15 protein-coding genes are annotated in these 18,165 nt (G+C 64.3%); 10 read left to right on the top strand and 5 right to left on the bottom strand.

Features of this window, described 5'->3' with window-relative positions; translation table 11 throughout:
• The first annotated feature begins 807 nt into the window (after positions 1 to 807).
• From HF854_RS10310 to HF854_RS10275, 8 genes are all read left to right on the top strand, one after another.
• Positions 808 to 1,941 carry a sulfite exporter TauE/SafE family protein gene (locus HF854_RS10310; protein ID WP_168936202.1) on the top strand — a complete coding sequence of 378 codons (1,134 nt, stop codon included), beginning with the start codon at positions 808 to 810 and terminating at the stop codon, positions 1,939 to 1,941.
• A gap of 43 nt (positions 1,942 to 1,984) precedes the next feature.
• Positions 1,985 to 2,512 carry a hypothetical protein gene (locus tag HF854_RS10305; protein ID WP_168936201.1) on the top strand — a complete coding sequence of 176 codons (528 nt, stop codon included), beginning with the start codon at positions 1,985 to 1,987 and terminating at the stop codon, positions 2,510 to 2,512.
• 32 nt (positions 2,513 to 2,544) lie between these two features.
• Positions 2,545 to 4,644 carry a molybdopterin-dependent oxidoreductase gene (locus HF854_RS10300; RefSeq protein WP_168936200.1) on the top strand — a complete coding sequence of 700 codons (2,100 nt, stop codon included), beginning with the start codon at positions 2,545 to 2,547 and terminating at the stop codon, positions 4,642 to 4,644.
• Positions 4,644 to 5,156, top strand: coding sequence for a 4Fe-4S dicluster domain-containing protein (locus tag HF854_RS10295; RefSeq protein WP_168936199.1), 513 nt, complete (start codon positions 4,644 to 4,646; stop codon positions 5,154 to 5,156). Before HF854_RS10300 ends, HF854_RS10295 begins: the two co-directional genes overlap by 1 nt.
• Before the next feature lie 199 nt (positions 5,157 to 5,355).
• Entirely contained in the window at positions 5,356 to 5,817 is a 462-nt protein-coding gene (locus tag HF854_RS10290) for a MarR family winged helix-turn-helix transcriptional regulator (RefSeq protein ID WP_168936198.1), read from the top strand.
• The gene (locus tag HF854_RS10285) at positions 5,814 to 6,221 is read left to right on the top strand and encodes an efflux RND transporter periplasmic adaptor subunit (RefSeq protein ID WP_168936197.1); all 408 of its coding nucleotides are present in this window, start codon (positions 5,814 to 5,816) and stop codon (positions 6,219 to 6,221) included. Before HF854_RS10290 ends, HF854_RS10285 begins: the two co-directional genes overlap by 4 nt.
• A gap of 1 nt (position 6,222) precedes the next feature.
• Positions 6,223 to 6,939 carry an efflux RND transporter periplasmic adaptor subunit gene (locus HF854_RS10280; protein WP_168936196.1) on the top strand — a complete coding sequence of 239 codons (717 nt, stop codon included), beginning with the start codon at positions 6,223 to 6,225 and terminating at the stop codon, positions 6,937 to 6,939.
• Position 6,940: 1 nt separating this feature from the next.
• On the top strand, positions 6,941 to 11,431 hold the full coding sequence (locus HF854_RS10275) for an efflux RND transporter permease subunit (protein ID WP_168936195.1): 4,491 nt from the start codon (positions 6,941 to 6,943) through the stop codon (positions 11,429 to 11,431).
• 60 nt (positions 11,432 to 11,491) lie between these two features.
• Here HF854_RS10275 and HF854_RS10270 read toward each other — a convergent pair whose 3' ends face one another.
• The 5 genes from HF854_RS10270 to HF854_RS10250 all read right to left on the bottom strand — a co-directional run bounded on the left by HF854_RS10270 (position 11,492) and on the right by HF854_RS10250 (position 16,423).
• Entirely contained in the window at positions 11,492 to 12,172 is a 681-nt protein-coding gene (locus HF854_RS10270) for a hypothetical protein (RefSeq protein ID WP_168936194.1), read from the bottom strand.
• Positions 12,173 to 12,282: 110 nt separating this feature from the next.
• Positions 12,283 to 12,858, bottom strand: coding sequence for a hypothetical protein (locus tag HF854_RS10265; RefSeq protein ID WP_168936193.1), 576 nt, complete (start codon positions 12,856 to 12,858; stop codon positions 12,283 to 12,285).
• Positions 12,859 to 12,997: 139 nt separating this feature from the next.
• Positions 12,998 to 13,756 (bottom strand): phosphate ABC transporter ATP-binding protein, encoded by a 759-nt coding sequence (locus HF854_RS10260; protein ID WP_168936192.1) that lies wholly within the window; start codon positions 13,754 to 13,756, stop codon positions 12,998 to 13,000.
• Positions 13,753 to 15,537: a phosphate ABC transporter permease gene (locus tag HF854_RS10255; RefSeq protein ID WP_168936191.1), complete on the bottom strand. Its 1,785-nt coding sequence runs from the start codon at positions 15,535 to 15,537 to the stop codon at positions 13,753 to 13,755. The genes HF854_RS10260 and HF854_RS10255 overlap by 4 nt, the downstream gene beginning before the upstream one ends.
• A gap of 52 nt (positions 15,538 to 15,589) precedes the next feature.
• Entirely contained in the window at positions 15,590 to 16,423 is an 834-nt protein-coding gene (locus tag HF854_RS10250; RefSeq protein ID WP_168936190.1) for a phosphate ABC transporter substrate-binding protein, read from the bottom strand.
• Positions 16,424 to 16,972: 549 nt separating this feature from the next.
• Here HF854_RS10250 and HF854_RS10245 point away from each other — a divergent pair.
• Both HF854_RS10245 and HF854_RS10240 read left to right on the top strand, forming a co-directional pair.
• The gene (locus HF854_RS10245) at positions 16,973 to 17,158 is read left to right on the top strand and encodes a TraR/DksA C4-type zinc finger protein (RefSeq protein ID WP_168936189.1); all 186 of its coding nucleotides are present in this window, start codon (positions 16,973 to 16,975) and stop codon (positions 17,156 to 17,158) included.
• Positions 17,159 to 17,184: 26 nt separating this feature from the next.
• The gene (locus HF854_RS10240) at positions 17,185 to 18,093 is read left to right on the top strand and encodes a DMT family transporter (protein ID WP_168936188.1); all 909 of its coding nucleotides are present in this window, start codon (positions 17,185 to 17,187) and stop codon (positions 18,091 to 18,093) included.
• Positions 18,094 to 18,165: the final 72 nt, after the last annotated feature.

The raw sequence follows: 18,165 nt of genomic DNA, 5'->3' as shown, positions 1-18,165 counted from the left end.
CGAACTCGGAAGTTAAGCTCTCCATCGCCGATGATACTGCATAACGTCATGTGGGAAAGTAGGCCGCTGCCAAAGATTGTTCGAGACCCCCTTGCAGCTCTCAGCGCGAGGGGGTCTTTTTTTGTCCCCGCTCCGCCGGGGATTTTTTTGTTTTGGGGACGGCAGGCAGGGGCCTGAAGATGTGAAGAGAGAAAAGCTTGCGGAGAGGGAAACCTTTTTGGAAAAAGGTTCTCCCTCCCCGCGCCCCTCCCTTCCAAAAACTTTTGTCGGTGGGCCTGCGGGGATGTCGGCGCTTGTGTCCGTGCAACAGGGGGAATCCCCTCCTGTCTTCCTCAGACAGCGCGCGATGCTCGTTTTCATTATCGCATCAGCAAACCATGCTTCCCAGCCTGTAAACGAACCGGCGTCCAATGAGGCCTCGGGCAGCAGGCACGTTTTCAGGTGGACCGATGCGGATCCCGGATCTTTTCCCGGATACGCTAGACTAAAAAAAGCTGTTGTCACAGCCGTAACCGCTGCGTCCGGAAGACTGACGCGGGATAGCTGCAAAAGCCGGCACGGCTGTGCTCTTGGCTTACGGCCTTTTGTGCCATGACGAGCTGATTTGTCATCCTACCGACTGCGGTCTGCGTTCTTTTCAGGGGGATCTTTGTTTTCTCCATGCGTTAGCCTGTACTACGCCGAGAGAAGTCAGAGTGCGGGCTAATCTCCTTCAACCTGTGCCCTCCATGCTGAAATGGGCTTGCACAAAGTGTTTCTTATGGATAGTATATAAGTATTGATTATTAAATTTATTAAGGAGGCTCCATGAAAAAAATCGTCCTGGGGACCACTCTGGTCCTGGTCGGTATCGCACTTTATACCAGTCTTGCGCTGGCGGCAGAAACGAGCCCGCTTGCCAATGCCATCGCCAAACAACTTGAAACGGCGCCGCAGTCCATCGACATGCAGGCGGCCCCCGGCTATCTGGGGATTCCCGGCGGGCCGCAGACCAACATGCTGCTGGCCTTCGGCTGGGCCCTGTGGGTGGGCTGGATCTTCTCCACGGTAGGAGCTTTTGGCGGCGTCATGGCCGGTGTGGGCCACATGAGTGTGCATGGCCTGGGCGCCTATGCCAAATCCTTTGGGCAGACGCCCCTCAACAAATCCATCACCGACTCTGTGCGGGCGTCCAACCAGATGCTGGCCGGGCTTTCCGCGGCCCTGAGCACCTTCAGCTACTATCGTCTGAAGCGTATCGTGCTGCCGCTGGGGATCGCTCTGGGTCTGGGGTCCATCGTGGGCGCTTTCATGGCAGTCAAGCTGACGGCCGGTAAACTGAATTTTTCCTCGTATCAGGGCTATTTTGGTCTCTTTGTCCTGCTGCTGGGCTGCTATCTGATGTGGGAGACCTCTCCCGCCGGGCAGCGTTCCAAGGCCAAGGCCAAAGAAGCTGCCAAAGCTTTCGAAGCGTCGGTGAAAAACAAGAATCCCGGTGAGGTCGTGGAGACCGGTGTCCGTCTGCGCAGCTTCAGCCTGGGGCGCTGCGTCTTCACCTTCTGCGGCGTGGAGTTCTCCTTCAATCCTGTGCTGCCGTTCGTGGGCGGTATCGTCATCTCTTCCATTGCCGCCTTCCTGGGTGTGGGTGGCGGTTTCCTGCTGGTACCTTTCCTGACCAGCATCACCCAGCTGCCTATGTATCTGGCCGCAGGAACGTCCGCTCTGGCCGTGCTGGTGAGCATGATCACCGGTATCACGACCCTGCTGCTGCATGGCGTGACCGTGGACTGGTCCCTGGTGGGGCTGGAACTGGTGGGCATCGCCGTGGGCTCGCTTATCGGGCCTTACACGTCCCGCTTTTTCTCGGACATCTGGCTGAAGCGCCTTTTCATCGTCCTTGCCCTGTATGTGGGTACGGATTACGTCTTGCGCGGCTTCTTCAATTACCGTATTTTCGGGTAACTACCGGAGGGCAGGGGCTTTCCCTGCCCTGTTTTTGCGCGGCATGAAAAGTTTTTTGTTGTGGATAGATCCCTGGTGCATCGCTCCGTACCGCTGGTTCCCGGAGCTGCCGGAATGGGGCTATATAGTGGGGACATGCGTACTGGCAGCCCAGGCCGTGGTGCTGGGCCTGCTGACCTTGCGGCTCGGGCAGCGCATGCATGCGGCCCGTCTCAAGGAACTGCGCACTGAGATGCGGCATTACCACAAGCTGAGTGAGCGAGCGTTGCGCGAGAGCGGCAAGGATGCTTACAAGGCAGTCAATCGCCAGGGGCATGAGGCCTTTGGCTATTATTTTTCCCTCAACGGAGCCCTGTGGGTAGCGTCGTTATGGCCTGTCCCTCTGTCTCTGGCCTGGATGCAGGCCCGTTTCGGTACGGTCAGCCCCTCCCTTCCATTTTCTTTGCCCCTGCTGGGGCCTGAGCCGGGCTTCGTCTTCTGGTTCGTGCTGGCCTACATCCCCTTGCGCCTGCTGCTGGGACGTCTGGTATGTCCCGTCGGGCAGGACGGACAAGGGGCGATCATCGACTAATACACGCCCGCCATGCGGGCAGGAGTCCATATATGGCGTCATCCATCGTCTACTCCTTGTGCGGCATGTGCAATACACGCTGCCCTGTGGAGATCCATTGTGAGAACGGCGTGCCGCGCTGGATATGCGGCAACAGCCACAGCGCTTCCGGGGCGGCCCTGTGCCCCCGGGGCGCCGCGTCCCTGGCTCTGTATGCTGATGATGAACGTCCGCAGGGGCCGTTGATCCGTGCCGGAGAGCGCGGCGCAGGACTGTGGCGTTCCGTGAGCTGGGACGAGGCCCTGGATTATGTGGCGGAACGATTGAAAACGATCATGACCACCTACGGGCCGCGCAGTGTGCTCTGGTCCGAGCGGCCCGGGCCGTTCTCCGACATGAGCAAGGCCCTGATGCGCGGTCTGGGCTCGCCCAATTACTGCACTCATGATGACGCCTGTGCCCATAACGTCAACCAGGCCTCCTATTCCCTGACCGGTCACGGGCGCGGCAAATGGATCTATGATTTCAAGAACTGCCGCCATATCGTCGTGCAGGGCCGGAATTTTCTGGAATCTCTCAAGGTCGGGGAGCTCAATCAGGTGCTGGACGCGCTGGACAAGGGCTGTCGCCTGACCTGTGTGGACGTTCGTCCCACGGTGACGGGGCTCAAGGCACAGCAGAACCTCTGCATCCGTCCCGGCACGGATCTGGCTCTCAACCTGGCAGTGCTGCATGTCCTGATCGAAGAAAAACTCTACGATGCCGCGTACGTGGAGCGTTATGTCCAGGATTTCGAAGCGCTGGCGGACTTTGTGCGTCCCTATTCGCCGCAATGGGCCGAAAGCCGGTGCGACATCCCGGCAGATGTCATCGCAGAGCTGGCGCGTTCCCTGGCCGCTGCGGCGCCGCAGGTCATCTGGCATGGCGGCTGGATGAGCACACGTTATCCCCAGTCGTTCATGGTCTGCCGTACGGCCTACCTCATCGACGCGTTGCTGGGCGCTTTCGGCAGTAAGGGCGGCCTGCTGCTGGCGGCGGGTCCCAAGGATGCCGGCCGCAAGGGCCTGCGCTCCTTCACCTCGCTGTATGCCGCCCCCAGGGAAAAGCGGGCGGACGGCGTCGGCTGGGCCGAACCGGCCTTTGCTCCCGGCGCCAGCCTGCTGCACAAGGCCTTCCGGGCCGTGGAAAGCGGGGATCCGTATCCCGTCAAGGCCTACTTCACCCTCAAGCACGACCCCCTGTCCGCCATGCCGGACCCTGAACGGCAGAAGGCCCAGCTGGCCGGTCTGGAGCTGATGGTCTCGCTGACCTTTTCCTGGTCGGATACGGCCTGGTTCAGCGATGTGGTGCTGCCCATGCCGTCCTTTGTGGAGCGGGGATCCCTGCTCCAGGTCAAGAGCGGCAGCAAGCCTGCCTTCATCATGCGCAGCCCGGCTGCGGATGTCCGTTTCGATACCCGGCCGGACTGGTGGATCCTGGGACAGCTGGCCCGCCGTCTGGGGCTGGAGGATCTGGCCTGCGAGACGCTGGAAGATGTCTGGCGCTTCCAGCTGGAAGGGACTGGTGTCTCCGTGGAGGATTTCCGGCACGGTTCCGTCTCTCTCGCAGATGCCCCCATCGATCTGGGCCCCCGTTTCGCGACGCCTTCCGGCAAGATAGAAGTCCTTTTCGGTCCCTGGCGGGAAGCCGGTCTGCCTTCGCTCATGCCCTGGCAGGACGTGCCCCGGCCGGGGAAGGGGCAGTTCCGCCTGATCGTGGGACGCAATGCGCGCCACACCCATTCGCACACCCAGAACAATCCCTTGCTGTACGACAGCCTGCCGGAAAACCGTGCCTGGATCGCCCCGGAACGGGCCCGCGAGCTGGGCGTGGAGGATGGAGATGCTGTCCGTATGGAAAGAGCTGACGGCAAGGGTGGCGAGATCCGGGTGCGTGCCATCCCCGGCATGCATCCCGATGCCGTGTTCATGCTGCATGGTTTCGGGCATCGCCTGCCGGTGGAGAGCAGGGCCCGCGGCAAGGGACTGGCAGACCAGGAGTTCATGCATGGCGGACTGGACAAGGAAGATGCCATGGTCCACGGCCTTGCCCTGCAGGAGCACTTTGTGACCCTGCGCCCCGTCCGCAATGATCATGCCCGGGAGGAAAACTGATGAGCAGTTCCACCTGCATCGTTTTTGACGAAAAACGCTGTGTCAATTGCAAGGCCTGCGAGATCCACTGCCGTCAGTGGCACGGGATCTCCCTGCCCCTGTGCCGGCAGCTGGGCGGCACGCCCGCTCTGAAAGAGGGCAAGGTCAGCCTGCCCATGGGCTTCGTGACCTGTGTGCACTGTGCGCGGCCCGCCTGTCTTCGAGCCTGTACGCATGATGCCATGTGGCTGGATGAGGAAAACATCGTCCATATCGATGCCGACCGTTGTACGGGCTGCGGTGCCTGCGTGACGGCCTGTCCCTACCATGTGCCCCATCTGGATGCCGTTACCGGCAAGGCCTGCAAGTGTGATCTGTGCCATGACCGGCGCAAGGCCGGGCTGGAGCCCGTCTGTGTGGCCGGTTGCCTGGCCCGGGCCCTGCATGTGAGCAATGATGAGGACATGCATCGAAAGATGAGCCGTCAGACCATCCGCTGGATCAAGGATCTGGCAGAAAGCCTGCCGGAATAGACCATACGGTCGTCCAGACCGGTCCGCAGGGGACCAAGACAGCAGGGAGGCTTTGCCGTACGGGCAGGCCTCCCTGCTGGCGTTTCGGGCCCTTCCGGGAGGGCTTTGCGTGCGGAGCGGTTGACAAGGAGAGGTGGGCGACATAAAGAAAAATTTAGTAACTAAACTATTTTTTAAATAAATAATTAAGAGGGCTCACATGGAATGGACGCAGATACCGGATCTTTCGGAGATCCTGCTCTCTTTGGGAAAACACCCCACCCAGGGGCCGGATATGCCGGAAGGCACACTGCCCACGGCACCGGGGCGGATCATCGAGGCCCTGGTGGCCTGTGCCCCCAGAGGGCTCATGGTCAAGGAGCTGGCCCAGTTGCTCTACCTTTCGCCGGGCTGCATCTCGCAGACGGTGCAGGGGCTGGTCTTGGAGGGGCTGGTGGTGCGGGAACCATCGGAAAAGGACCGGCGGGCGGTCTCCATCCGTATGACGGACAAAGGCATGGAGCGCTACCGCTATCATCACGACAAGATCAACGGCATCCTGGACCATCTGCTGCGTGATGTGTCGGCGGAAGACAGGGCGACCTTCGAGCGTGTCCTTGCCATCGCCCTGGAGGAAGGCAAAAAACTGCGGGCAGCGCAGGCGCAGGGAGCGGGCAAATGAGAAGATCCCTCCTGTTGTCCCTGCTGCTGTTCCTGTGTGCCGTCCCCTTTGTCCGGGCGGCCATGCCGGGGCCGGGCATGCCGGTACCGGCGCCTGTGGTGGAAGTGGGGGAAGTCCTTGCCGTACAGGACACCCAGAGCCGCCGCTATACCGGTCGGGTGGTCTCGCCTGCCACGGTATCGCTGGTGCCGCGAGTGGCGGGCGAGATCCTGGAAGTGGGTTTTCGCGATGGCGATACGGTCCAGGCCGGCCAGATGCTCTACCGCATCGATCCGGTGCGCTACGAGGCCGCGGTGAAGAATGCCCGGGGCAAGGTCGTGCAGTACAAGGCGGAGCACGCCTATGCCCGGGCCGACCTGGCCCGCAATCGCAGCCTGTTCAAAAAGCAGGCCGTCAAGCCGTGATGTGCTGGAAAGCGCCGAACGGACGGAGCAGGTGGCCTATGGTGAACTGCTGGCGGCGGAGGCCGACCTTGTGACGGCCCAGGATGACCTGTGCAACACCCGGATAGTGGCGCCCATGGCCGGGCGTATCGGGGTCACGGCCTTCACGGCCGGGAATTATGTGACCACCTCGTCCGGCACGCTGGTGACGCTGGTCAGGACGGATCCTGTGCGTGTGCGCTTTGGCCTGAGCGTACGCGACATGCAGGCTGTTTTCGGTTCCGAAGAGGAACTGCGCTCGCTGAGGCGGGTGCGGGTCCGGCTTGCCGACGGTACGGACTACGGGACCGAAGGCCGGGTGACCATCGTGGACAACACGGCGGAGGGCAGGACGGACACGATCCAGGTCTACGCCGAGCTGGCCAATCCCCAGAGCCGTCTCGTGCCTGAGAGCACGGTGGTGGTGACCCTGTACCGGCAGACGGACAGCCTTGTGCCTGCCGTGCCCCCGTCGGCCGTGCAGCATGACGCGCAGGGAGCGTTCGTCTATGTGGTGCAGGAGGACGACCGGGTGAGCCTGCGCCGCGTGACGCTGGGGAATCTGGTGGGCGAATCCCAGACGGTCCGCTCGGGGCTGACCGCCCATGAGCGGGTCGTCACGGACGGCACGCACAAGGTGGCTGACGGGATGAAGGTGGACTATGCCCGCAAGGGCGCGGATGCCGGAGTGCGGGACTAGCATGTTTTCGCGCATCTTCATCGAACGTCCCCGCCTTGCCGCTGTGGTGAGCCTGATCCTGCTGCTGGCCGGCGGCATCTCCCTGGCCAACCTGCCGGTGGCGGAATATCCCGAGATCGCGCCCCCCACGCTCTTCGTTTCGGCGACCTATTCCGGGGCCAGTGCCGACGTGGTGGCCCAGACCGTGGCCATGCCTTTGGAGAACGAGATCAACGGCGTGGAGGACCTGCTGTACTTTTCTTCCACCAGCAGCAATTCCGGCTCCTATTCCTGCTCCGTGACCTTCCGCTCCGGCACGGATTCCGACATCGCCCTCGTCAACCTGCAAAATGCCGTCAAACGGGCGGAGGCCCAGCTGCCCAGCGAGGTGACCAAGGTCGGCATCACGGTGGAGAAGCGCGGCAACGATATTCTGGCCATGCTGGCCTTCCAGACCGACGGCACCTCCCTGAGCCTGAACGAGCTGGTCAACTATGTGAACAACAACGTCAAGGATGCCCTGGCCCGTCTGGAGGGGGTCTCCTCGTCGGACATGATGTCGCAGCAGGAATACGCCATGCGCATCTGGATGGACCCCTTGCGCATGTCCGGGCTCGGCATCTCGTCCAGCGAGATCAGGAGCGCCGTGGAGGCGCAGAACGTGCAGGCGGCCGCGGGCACGCTGGGGGCCGAAGGCAGCAACCGTTACGTTTCCTACAAGCTCAATGTGCAGGGGCGCCTCAAGACGGCGGAAGAATTCGGCGAGATCGTGGTCCGCTCCGATGCCGACAGCGGCCGGATAGTACGCCTGCGGGACGTGGCCACTGTGGAGCTGGGCTCCAGCAGCTATTCAGGACGTTCCACCTTCAACGGCAAGGAAAGCGTGGGCCTGTCCCTGTACCGGAGCCCTGATGCCAATGCGCTGGCGACCATGAACCGCATCAAGGCCGAGCTGGCCACCTGGGAGCAGCGCTTCCCGCCCGGTGTGAGCTATTCCATCGCCTATGACCCGACCAAGTTCATCGTCGCCTCCATGCGGGAGATGGTCTCCACCCTGGTGGTGGCCCTGATCCTGGTCGTTCTGGTGACGTGGCTGTTCATCCAGGACTGGCGGGCCACGCTCATCCCGGCGGTGGCCATCCCCGTGTCGCTGGTGGGGACCTTCAGCGTCATGTACGCCCTGGGATACAGCATCAACACCCTGACCATGTTCGGCCTGATCCTCGTCATCGGTTCCCTGGTGGACGATGCCATCGTGGTGGTGGAGAACACGCAGGGCATCATGGAACGCGAAGGCCTGCCCGCCCGTGAGGCAGCCATAAAAAGCATGCGGCAGATCACCGGGGCCGTCATCGCCACGACCCTGGTCACGGTGGCCTGCTATGCTCCTCTGGCCTTTTACGGCGGCATGGTGGGGGCCATCTACCGCCAGTTCGTGGTGAGCATGTGCGTGGCCCTTTGCCTTTCCACCGTGGTGGCGCTGACGCTCAGCCCGGCTCTGTGCGCCCTGGTCCTGCGCAGGTCGGGCGGGCAGTGTGCCCCCATCTTCCTGCCCGTCAACAGGTTCCTGGACGCCCTGCGCGGCCGCTACCTGGGCATGACGGGGCGCCTTGTGCGGCGCGGCGGACTGACGCTGGGCATACTGGGCGGGAGCTTCCTCGGCGTATGGCTCTTGTGTGGGCATATCCCGCCGTCGTTCCTGCCCATGGAAGACAAGGGCGTCATCTTCTGCAATGTGGAATTGCCCGGCGATGCTGTCCAGGAACGTACCGATGCGGTGCTGGCCACGGTGCGCGAGCGTCTGGCGGCCATCCCCGGCATCCGTTCCGTCATGCAGGTCTCGGGCATGAGCATGCTCAGCGGCAGCGGGGAGAACGCGGCCATGTGCATCGTGGAGCTGGATCCCTGGGAGGAGCGCAGCACGCCGCAGACCCGCCTTTCGGCCATCATGGGACAGATCCAGGGACGGACGCATGACATCGCCGCCGCCAGCATCGTGGCCTTCACGCCGCCGGCCATCATGGGCCTGGGAGCCACGGGCGGTGCCTCGTTCGACATCTGCGGCATCGGGGACATCGATGCTTCCGCGCTGGCCACCGTCACGGACGCCTTTGTCGGTGATCTGTCGGCACGCCCCGAGACCATATTCGCCATGACGGCCTATGATGCGGCCACGCCGCAGCTCCGCCTGCGCCTGGACCGCGAAAAGGCCGAACTGCTGGGCGTACAGGCCGGGACCGTGTTTTCCACGCTCCAGGATATGCTGGCGTCCTACTATATCAACGACTTCACCCTGAGCGGCAACAATTTCGAGGTCAAGCTCCAGGCCGGGGCCGACTCCCGCTCGTCGCTGCACCATGTGGAAGAATTGCTCATCCCCAACAGCAACGGCGACATGGTGCCCCTGAGCGCTCTGGGCACGCTCCAGTATGAAGTGGGGCCGCGCCAGATCACGCGCTTCAACAAGATGGTCGCGGCGGAGATCAACGCCCAGAGCGCCCCCGGTGTCAGCTCCGGCGACCTGTATGCGGCCATCGAGGGCATCAAGCTGCCCGCGGGCTACCATATCGAATGGACGGGCCTCAGCTATCAGGAAAAGCAGAACACCGGGCAGGTCGTGTTCCTCATGGGGCTGGTCCTGCTGTTCGCCTATCTTTTCCTGGTGGCGCAGTACGAGAGCTGGACGATCCCCGTGCCGGTGATGCTGACCGTCAGCTTTGCCGTGCTGGGGGCCCTGCTGGGGCTGACCGTCTGCGGGGAATCCATGAGCATCTATGCCCAGCTGGGCCTGGTCATGCTCATCGGCCTTGCGGCCAAGAACGCCATCCTGATGGTGGAATTCTCCAAGCAGGAGCGCGAGGGCGGCAAAGGCATCGAGGAGGCGGCCCTTTCGGGGGCTAACCTGCGTTTCCGCGCCGTGATGATGACGGCCTGGAGCTTCCTCTTCGGCGTTCTGCCCCTGGTGTTCGCGGACGGTGCGGGTGCCGCCAGCCGTCAGGCCATCGGCATCACGACCTTTGCCGGCATGCTGGCGGCCACATGTGTGGGCATTGTGTTCACACCGGCCCTGTATGCCGTTTTCCAGCGCCTGCGCGAAAAGGCTTCGAGAAAGTTCCGCGGCGGTCGCGCGGCCCTGTGCCTGCTGCTGGCCGTGTGCCTGTCCGGTCTGGGCGGCTGCACCCTGGGGCCTGACTTCAAGCGGGCGGACGCGGACGTACCGGAAAACTTCCTGCCCGGCACGCTTGCCGGTACGGGTGCCCCCCTGCGCCCGTCCTGGTGGGAGGAGTTTCATGATCCGCTGCTGACGGCCCTGGTGCTCGAAGCCCAGGAGGGGAGCCTTTCCGTCCGGCAGGCCGTGCAGCGGGTGGCCCAGTCGCGGGCGGCACGCATGGAGGCCCGTGCGGAATTCCTGCCGGATACCACAGGGACGGGCGAGCTTGCCCGCTCCCGGAACTATGCGCCCGACGGGACAGCCACCAAACTGGACGCCTCCGTGCAGCTGGCCTTGGCCGTGGACGTGTTCGGCGGGCTGCGGCGCAGCCTGGAAGCTGCCGGGGCCGATCTGGAGGCCGCGGGCATAAGCCTTGCCGACGCACGCGCCTCCCTGGCGGTGGAAGTGGCCAATGGCTATGTGGATCTGCGGCTGGCACAGGAAAAACTCCGCATCGCACTGGAGAACGTGGCCGTGCAGCGGGATACGGTACGCGTCATCCAGGCCCGTGCCGATGCCGGTACCGTGGCCATGCTCGACCTGCATGCCGCCCGGGCCCAGATGGAGACCACGCAGGCGTCCGTGCCGTCGGCGGAAGCGGAGGTCGTGGCGGCCATCCGCGGTCTGGAGGCCCTTGCCGGCCGCAATCCCGGCATGTTCGATGCCCGGCTGTCCCCCGCCGGGCCCATACCGGAATTGCGCAGTCTGCCTTCGGCCGTGCCTTCCGATCTGCTGCGCCGCAGGCCGGACGTCCGCAAGGCCGAAGCCGAGCACCATGCGGCCACGGCACGCATCGGGGTGGCCCAGGCAGCGCTCTTTCCCAGCTTTTCCCTTGTGGGTAGCGGGGCCGTCACTTCCTCGGACTTCGTCTCCTGGAGCGACGCCATGAAGAGCCTGGGCGTGGGGCCCATGGCAAGTTGGAACATCTTCTCGTTCGGCCGGAACAAGGCCATGGTGGATCAGGCCCGGGCAGCCGCGGCAGAGGCCGCTCTTGTGTACCGGGAAACGGTCCTAGAGGCCCTGCATGACGTGGAGACGTCCTGGTCGGCCTATGAAAAGGAATCACGCCGGGAAGACGGCCTGCGTGCGGCCCGGGACCATCAGAGACAGGCCCTGCGGCTTTCCCGCGATCTATACGCGGGGGGCAAGGGCGACTATCTGGATGTCCTGACGGCCCAGGCATCCAGCCTGAGCGCCGAGACGGAATACGCCTCGCATCGGGCGGCCATGGCCAAGGATGCAGTTTCTCTCGTCAGGGCCCTTGGCGGCGGCTGGACAGGAGAAAACATGACGCAGCCTTGATGAAGAAGAGCCCTGCCGGATACCGGCAGGGCTCTTTCATATCGGTGGACCGGCCGCATCTCAGTTGGCCGTGACTTCCTTTTCTTCCACCACAGGCGCTTCATCCTCATCCAGCGTCACGACGAAATAGCGTCGCCCGCCGGTATCCTTGCCCAGGTGCTGCTGCAAAACGGGCAGCATGGCCTGCAGCAGGGTGCGGAAGTCATCATCCCGTCCCGTACAGCGGATCTCTGTCCGCCAGAGGTTCTTGCCGCGGCCGCCGTCCGGTGCCCGGGTGCAGCCTTCCAGCAGCAGCCCGGCATGGAAAAAGACCTTGGTCCGCGTCTCTTCCTCGCGCACCCAGCGGGTATGGCGAAAATGCCCCCGGCCCCAGGTGTAGGGCACATAGCTGACCGTGGTGTAGATGCGCACGTCGGGCTCGCTGATGCCGAAGCTGATGAAGACCAGGTTGTCGCTTTTGTCCTGCGGCTGTCCGTCCAGTTTCAGGGTGTAGCCCCGGGCCGTGAAGCAGGGCTCCAGCTGTGCGGCCACATCCCGGAACAGCAGGTCGTCCTCGGCCATGCCTTCCACGCCGGGGCGGGGCACATAGACGGTGCCGGCGCTGTCGGCCTGGGGGCCGCGCAGGGAATCCACGCTCACGCCGTACTGCGGGGCGCAGGCGCCCAGCCAGGGCAGGAGCAGCAAACAGAGCAGAATCAGGCAGCAAGGCCTGCCGGTATGACGGAAGCGGGGACGGATCATGCGACACCCCCCTTGGTGGTATGCCGAGGCTCAGGAACTGTCCGCCTGTGCCACGGGGCACCGGCAGGCAGGGCACTTTTTGCACCCGGATGTTTTTTGACGGGGCCTGTTTACAGGGTCGCGCCGAGGGCGGCGAGGCACGAGACCCCGGCCAGCAGGACGGCCAGCAGCAGGGTCAGCAGCTTGCCGCCGGTGGAGATACGGCGCGGGGCCACCTGCATCTTCAGGGCCACCATGCCCTGGAGGATGCGCTGCAGGGGCCAGAGCACGCTCAGCAGGAGACCGCCGGCACAAATCAGGATCATGCCTTTGACGCCCTGGACTTCCAGCAGCTGGACGAAGGCGTCCTTCCAGGGCATCTGCTGCCGGCTCATGGCGGTGCTGATCTCGTTGATGCGCTGCTGGGACTCCGCTCCGATCAGGGTCGAGCTGGCGGTGGCCATGCCGCCGATGAGCAGGAAGACCAGCAGGAGGAAGAGCCCGGCCGAGCCCATGATCCAGGAGGCGTGCTGGGCATCGTCCTCCAAGCCTTCCTTGCGGGCGCTGTTGCGGATCGTCAAGGCCAGCAGGGGGGCGATGATCCAGAGCAGGAAACTCAGGTTGGACAGGGGCGTGGCGAACATGGCCACAAGCAGCAGGAAGTACAATCCCCACAGCGGCAGGGGATTGCGGATGGCAGCAGACATGACGGATCCTTGCAAGGGGTTAGACGATCTGCCCGTCACGGACAGGGGTTCCTTCTTTCTGGATAGCATGATGCCTGCCGCCCTGCCAGCGGAAAAACACCGGCCCGCCGGACGTGGTGTTGACTGCGAGCCCCTCGTCTCAGGCCTGTCCCGCCGCATCCTCATGGGGGAAGATGCGGGCCAGCTCTTCCGGCGGGAAGGGGCCGCGGGCATGGCCGTCCTCAAAAAGCAGGAGTCGGGTCGCCAGACGGCGTGCCTGGGCGATCCCGTGCGAGACGAGGATGATGGCGTAACGTTCCGAAAGCTGCAGGAGCAGATCCTCGATGTGGCGGGTACTGGCCGGGTCGAGGGATGCCGTAGGCTCGTCCAGCAAGAGGATCTGCGGCTCCAGGGCCAGCGTGCGGGCCAGACAGAGGCGTTGCTGCTGGCCGCCGGAAAGGGAGCCGGCAGGGTCGCCCAGCCTGTCATGGACTTCCGGCCACAGGCCCACGTCTTCCAGACTGCGCCGGGCCCGTGAGCGGGCCTCGTCCATATCCAGCCCGGCAGCCAGTTGCAGGGGCAGCAGCAGGTTTTGTCCGATGCTGGCCGGCAGCACGTTGGGGGTCTGGAAGACCATGCCCACCTGACGGCGCAGACGGGAGAGGGCCTCCTCGCCCCGCAGGCGGCTGATGTCCCGCATCTCCCCGTCCAGTAAAAGTTCCACCTGCCCCTGCATGCGGCTGTCCTTGGTGCAGTCGTGCAGGCGGTTCAGGCAGCGCAGGAAACTGGTCTTGCCGGAACCGGAACGCCCCAGCAGAACGCTGATGCCGTGGCGCGGCAGTTCAAGATCCACATGGTGCAGGATGGCGCGGCCGTTGAGGTGCAGGCACAGATCATGGATGCGGACAAGAGGGGTCATTGCGGTCCTCCCGAAAACGTCAGGGGCGTCATGCCCGGCTGCCGTTCCCGGCGGAAACGTTCATGCAGCCACCAGGCCAGCAGGAGCAGGCCGCCGGAAAGGGCCAGCAGGGTCAGGGCGGCGCCGAAGCCCCGCTGCAGCTCTTCCGGTGTCTGGTATTGGGCAGCCGTGTAATAGATGAAAAAGGGCAGGGCTTCGAAACGCAGGCCCAGACCGGCGGGGAGCCCCGCGTTGGCCACTACGCCGGTAAGCAGGATGACGGCCGTATCCTCGGCGGAGCGGCCCAGGGCCAGCATGACGCCGCTCAGGATGCCGCGGCTGGCCTGCGGCAGCAGCAGGTGCCGCACGACCTGGCCGTGACGCAGGCCCAGGGCGGCCCCGCTCAGGCGCAGGGAGGCGGGCAGGCTCTCCAGGGCGGTGCGCGTGGTCACCACCAGCGCGGGCAGGACCAGCAGGGCCAGGCAGCCTCCGGCCAGCAGCAGGCCGGAGCTGGCCCCGGCAAAGCCCAGACGATGCAGGAACAGGATGAGGGTGAAGCCGAAGATGCCCATGACGATGGACGGGACGCCGGACAGGATGTCCATCAGGCTGTTGAGCAGGCGCTGCATACGGGGCGGGGCGTATTCCGCCAGGTAGATGCCGCAGCCGATGCCGGGCACGAGGACCAGGGTCATGGTGATGCCCAGCAGGCAGAGGGTCCCCAGACAGGCGGGCCAGATGCCGTCCCAGATGGGGAAGCGTCCCAGCAGGGCGGGCCAGAACGGCGCGTCACCCACCAGAAGCGCGGCATCAAGCACCGGCAGCCCCCGCCAGAGCAAAAAGCCCAGCAGCGCGAGGACACAGGCGCTGCACAAAAGACCGGCACCGCGCGCCAGCAGGTGCAGGCCCGCGGGAGCATGGCGGCGCCAGAGGGCGGGCACGGGCGGCAGGAGCACGTCCTGCTTTTTTTCCAGACGCCGCAACACCAGGCTGACGCCGGTACTGATGCAGAGCAAAAGCCCCCCGGCCACGAACAGGGAATTGTAGGCCGGGCCGCCCACGTCCGTGGCCGTGACCAGCCCCATGTGGGCGGTCAGGGTCCGCAGCCCGGCGAACAGGTTTTGCGGGACGTTGGGCGCATTGCCGCTGAGCATGAGCGGGATGAGGGTGTCCCCGATGGCCCGGCCGAAGCCCAGCAGGCCGGCGGTCAGCAGCCAGCGGCGAACGGCGGGCAGGGCAAGGCAGGCAAGGACGGTATGCCTGCTCATGCCCAGGGAAAGAGCGGGCAGGAGCAGGCGGCGCATCTGTTCGCGCAGGGCCACATCCATGACCAGCACCATGGTGGGGCTGATGAGCAGGGCCAGGACACAGGCGGCGGAGAGCCAGCACAGGCCGGAGCCCTGTCCGGCGGCTTCCCTGACCAGAGGCGTGAGCAGGAATACGGCGGCAAAGCCGTAGACCACCGTGGGGATGGCGGTCATGAAGCGGATGAGGCCCGTGAGCCATTTTTGCCAGAACGCCGGGCGGGGATCCTGCAGGGCGCAGGCCAGCCCCAGGGACAGGGGCCAGGCCAGCAGCAGGGCGGAAAAGGACAGGATGAGGGAGCCCGCCAGCATGGGCAGGATGCCGAAGTCCGCGGGGGGACGCCACGCCCAGGAGAAGATCAGGCTGCCCTGGGCGCTCCAGAGCACCGGCAGGGCAAAGCAGCCCACCAGGGCGAACAGGGCGCCCGTGGCAAGGATGACGAGCAGGCCGCACAGACGGGGCAGGGTCCCGCTGCGCCGCAGAAAAGGAAATGCCATGTTCAGGATCCCGGCGGGGCGGCATGGCCGCCCCGCATAGTGTGGTGACAGATTACTTGCGGCCGGTGGGGATGTAGCCGCTTTTTTCGATGATGGCGCTGCCTTCAGGCGAGTAGATATAGTCGATGAAGGCCTTGGTCAGGCCGGAGGGCGCACCCTTGGTGTTCATGTACAGCAGGCGGGTCAGGGTGTAGGCGCCGGAGGCGGCGTTTTCCTGCGAGGGGACCATCTTGTCGAAGGTCAGGGCAGCCACGCTCTTGTCCACATGGCCGATGCCCACATAACCGATGCCCAGCTTGTCCTGGCCGATGGCCGTCTTCATGGCGCCGTTGGAGTTCACCACATTGGCGGAAGCCACGATGGGGCCTTTTTTCAGGGCCTTTTCCACAAAGACTTCACGGGTGCCGCTGCCGTCTTCGCGGGTGTAGACCGTGATGGGGGCGTCAGCGCCGCCCAGGGCCTTCCAGTTGGTGATCTTGCCGGCAAAGATGTCCTGGGCCTGCTGGGCCGTGATGGCCCGCACCTTGTTGGCGGGGTTGACCACCAGGGCCACACCGTCGATGGCAAAGGGGAAGCTCTGCAGACCGTACTTGGCGATTTCCTTTTCCTTGAGGGCGCGGCCGGTATTGCCGATCTGCACCAGGCCTTCGCCCACCTGCTGCACCCCCACGCCGGAGCCGCCGCCGGCCACGGTGATGCGGATGTCGGGATTGGCGGTCATGATGTTTTTGGCGGCGCCTTTCATGACCGGGATGTGGGCCGTGCCGCCGGCGATATCAAGCGTGCCGGAAAGGCCCTTGAAGCTGTCCAGCGGGGCGGCGTGGGACGTCATGGCAAAGATCAGGCCCGCCATCAGGGCGGGCAGCAGGAAACGGCAGGTTTTCATGATGACCTCTCGTACGGAAAATGTGGGCTGTTGCGGGAACAGCGGGAAACGCGCCGGGCGCGTCGCCTCGAACCGGGAACACCGGCAGAGGACGGGCGCGTGTGCATGGTCCGGGACCACGGCAGCACGCCCCGAAAGCATATCGGGACACATTATCCAGGAAAGGTGTAGGAAAGCGGCGGGCGGGCGATGCTGGGCAGCATCCTACCTCGGAGGCATCGCCCGGAAAGGTCTTGCGCTGTCTGGGAGCCGCCAGGACCATCCGTTTCCGGCACACATGCCTGAACGCACAGATCTCCCCACGGGAGTCCGGCGCATGCGTCAACAGAAACGGATATGCATGGTGACCTCCAGCCATTGCCGCCCAAAGGCGGCGTGTTCACAATAATGTCCCAGTGTAAGAAGAAAGGAAGGCGGGGTCAATACGATGCCCCTGCATAGGATAACGCCTTCTTGCCTTGGAGCGGGGAGCATGACTATAGTCTGTCCCCGTTGCCGCAAGACGGGAGCGCGGCAGGATCACTGCGGAACATATCGGGGAGGTACACCATGGCGGCAGGTTGGGCGGGCGATAATGCCGTGCAGGATCAGATCCAGGATTCCATCGCTGACGAGGTGCGGCGGGCCCTGCCCGGTGTGCGGCTGTGCCTGGAATGCCAGCAGGAAGCCGACAAAGAGCAGCACGCCGTGCATCTGTACAACCGCAAAGGCAGCAAGGACAGCCAGCTGCGCTGATCCTGAGCAAGGACGAGGAAGATCGTATGTCGGGCTTGTTGGCGCGTCTGCGGGCGCGCATCCCCCTGGAGGAAGGTTCGCTGGTCCTGATCACCATGATCTGGGGCGCCACCTTCATCATCATCCGCAGTGCCCTGGAAGCCACGGGGCCCTTCTTTTTCGTGGGCGTGCGTTTCGCTTTTGCCGCCCTGGCCCTGATCCTGTTCTCCCTGCCGCTGCTCAAGGACTTCACCTGGCGGGAAGTCTGGGCTGGCATGAGCATAGGCCTGTGCATCTTTGGCGGTTATGCCCTGCAGACCTGTGGCCTTCAGACCATCACGGCCAGCAAGTCGGCCTTCATCACGGCCTTCTATGTGCCGCTGGTGCCCCTGCTGCAATGGCTGGTCATGAAGCGCCCGCCGCATTTGATGGCCTGGGTGGGCATCGCGCTGGCCTTTCCCGGCGTCCTGCTGCTGTCCGGGCCCGATGACAGCAGCGCGGGCTTTGGCTGGGGCGAGATGCTGACGGCCATCAGCGCGCTGGCCATCGCCATGGAGATCATCCTCATCGGTCTGGTGGCCCGCAGCGTCAATGCCCGGCGCGTCACCATCGTGCAGGTGCTCATGGCCTCTTTGCTCAGTTTTGCCACCATGCCCCTGGTGGGCGAAAGCGTGCCGCCGCCTTCCTGGCTGGTGCTGGGCAGCGCCTTTGCCCTGGGCGTTTCCACGGCGGGCATCCAGTACGCCATCAACTGGGCGCAGAAAAAGGTCTCGCCCACCCGTGCCACGCTCATCTATTCCTGTGAACCGGTCTGGGCGGGCATCTTCGGCCGCATGGCCGGGGAACGCCTGCCGGGGCTGGCGCTGCTGGGCGGGGCCATGATCCTGGCAGGGGTGCTGGTCAGCGAGCTGAAGCCGGGCGGCCGGAAAAAGGGGAAGGACGCGGCCCGTTCCTAGATAGTGTCGTCAAATTATGTTTGCCCACAAAGATATGCATCTGATTTGAACGGCGGCAAGAAAAGATGCACA

This window comes from Desulfovibrio piger, assembly GCF_012843875.1.
In the GTDB taxonomy this organism is placed as follows: domain Bacteria; phylum Desulfobacterota; class Desulfovibrionia; order Desulfovibrionales; family Desulfovibrionaceae; genus Desulfovibrio.
Note: the sequence above shows the minus strand (reverse complement) of the source record. Positions and strands in the feature narration are given on the sequence as shown.

Bases quoted from the DNA above. Each gene is read 5' to 3' on its own strand.
- HF854_RS10310 (WP_168936202.1), top strand. From the start codon at position 808: ATGAAAAAAATCGTCCTGGGGACCACTCTGGTCCTGGTCGGTATCGCA.
- HF854_RS10305 (WP_168936201.1), top strand. From the start codon at position 1,985: ATGAAAAGTTTTTTGTTGTGGATAGATCCCTGGTGCATCGCTCCGTAC.
- HF854_RS10300 (WP_168936200.1), top strand. From the start codon at position 2,545: ATGGCGTCATCCATCGTCTACTCCTTGTGCGGCATGTGCAATACACGC.
- HF854_RS10295 (WP_168936199.1), top strand. From the start codon at position 4,644: ATGAGCAGTTCCACCTGCATCGTTTTTGACGAAAAACGCTGTGTCAAT.
- HF854_RS10290 (WP_168936198.1), top strand. From the start codon at position 5,356: ATGGAATGGACGCAGATACCGGATCTTTCGGAGATCCTGCTCTCTTTG.
- HF854_RS10285 (WP_168936197.1), top strand. From the start codon at position 5,814: ATGAGAAGATCCCTCCTGTTGTCCCTGCTGCTGTTCCTGTGTGCCGTC.
- HF854_RS10275 (WP_168936195.1), top strand. From the start codon at position 6,941: ATGTTTTCGCGCATCTTCATCGAACGTCCCCGCCTTGCCGCTGTGGTG.
- HF854_RS10270 (WP_168936194.1), bottom strand. From the start codon at position 12,172: ATGATCCGTCCCCGCTTCCGTCATACCGGCAGGCCTTGCTGCCTGATT.
- HF854_RS10265 (WP_168936193.1), bottom strand. From the start codon at position 12,858: ATGTCTGCTGCCATCCGCAATCCCCTGCCGCTGTGGGGATTGTACTTC.
- HF854_RS10260 (WP_168936192.1), bottom strand. From the start codon at position 13,756: ATGACCCCTCTTGTCCGCATCCATGATCTGTGCCTGCACCTCAACGGC.
- HF854_RS10255 (WP_168936191.1), bottom strand. From the start codon at position 15,537: ATGGCATTTCCTTTTCTGCGGCGCAGCGGGACCCTGCCCCGTCTGTGC.
- HF854_RS10250 (WP_168936190.1), bottom strand. From the start codon at position 16,423: ATGAAAACCTGCCGTTTCCTGCTGCCCGCCCTGATGGCGGGCCTGATC.
- HF854_RS10245 (WP_168936189.1), top strand. From the start codon at position 16,973: ATGGCGGCAGGTTGGGCGGGCGATAATGCCGTGCAGGATCAGATCCAG.
- HF854_RS10240 (WP_168936188.1), top strand. From the start codon at position 17,185: ATGTCGGGCTTGTTGGCGCGTCTGCGGGCGCGCATCCCCCTGGAGGAA.